Below are 914 nucleotides of genomic sequence, written 5' to 3' on the forward strand. Positions count from 1 at the left end.
GCGTCCGCGCGGACCGCGCGCGCCGCGGCTTCCAGGGCGCGGGCGGCGGCGATCCGGTCGGGCCCGTGCGGCCGGACGAGGGCGGGCGCCATGCAGACCAGCCACGCCCAGAGCCCGCAGGCCAGGGTCAGTCCGAGGTGGAGCGGCAGGTCCGCGGCCCGCTGCGGTACGAAGCACGCCGACGCCGACACGAAGGTGAGCACGACGTTGCCGGGCGGGCCCGTACGGGTGGCGTCGCACACCGTCTTCTGCACGGCCGCGAGCGCCGCGGCGACCAGGACGAGCACGGCGGGGGAGCGCGTGAGGGCCGCGGCGCCCAGGGCGGTGCCCACGCCCGCGGTCATGCCGAGCACCACGAGGGCGAGGGCCCGGGCGCGGCCGGCGTACGGCCGGTCGTGGCCGTACAGCGCGCACAGCGCCCCGGCGGAGGTGTACAGCGCGAGGTCCAGCCGGCCGGCCGCGAGCAGGGCGGCGTCCGGCACGGTCATGGCCACGACGGCGCTGAGGGCCGACTTGTGCCGGATGTCCGCCGGGCGGCCGAGCCGGAAGGCGGCGTGCAGGGTCCCGGGCAGGGCGGGTCGTCTCACCATGCCTAAGAGGTTAGCAAGTGTTTTACTCGCGAAATATATCGAGGGTGCGGGCCCGGCAGGCCGCCGGCGACCCCCAGGCGGACCGCAGCGCCCGCGCCTTGCCCAGCCACAGCGACAGGTCGTACTCCGCGGTGTAGCCGATCGCGCCGTGCAGCTGCAGGGCGGCCCGCGCCGCGGCGTGAGCGGCGTCGGACGCGGCCGCCTTCGCCGCGGCGACCTCACCGTCGCGGGCTAAGAAACGGGACAGCGTCCCGAGGGTCGAGGAGGAGGCGGCCGCGTCGTGCGCGGCGGAGACTCCTGCGGCGGTGGGGGCCGCGGGAGGCG

The 914-nt window shown here is 77.2% G+C and carries 1 protein-coding gene and 1 pseudogene; both read right to left on the reverse strand.

Translation table 11 applies throughout. The annotated features are described in order from the left end of the window. Positions 1-590: pseudogene (locus tag B7P34_RS37975) on the reverse strand (FUSC family protein); the annotation flags it as partial. A gap of 22 nt (positions 591-612) precedes the next feature. Then, positions 613-914 (reverse strand): acyl-CoA dehydrogenase family protein (locus B7P34_RS36015; RefSeq protein ID WP_286157547.1); only part of this gene is annotated, 302 nt, incomplete at its 5' end.

The sequence above is a fragment of the Streptosporangium nondiastaticum genome, from assembly GCF_003011965.1.
Lineage (GTDB): Bacteria > Actinomycetota > Actinomycetes > Streptomycetales > Streptomycetaceae > Streptomyces > Streptomyces nondiastaticus.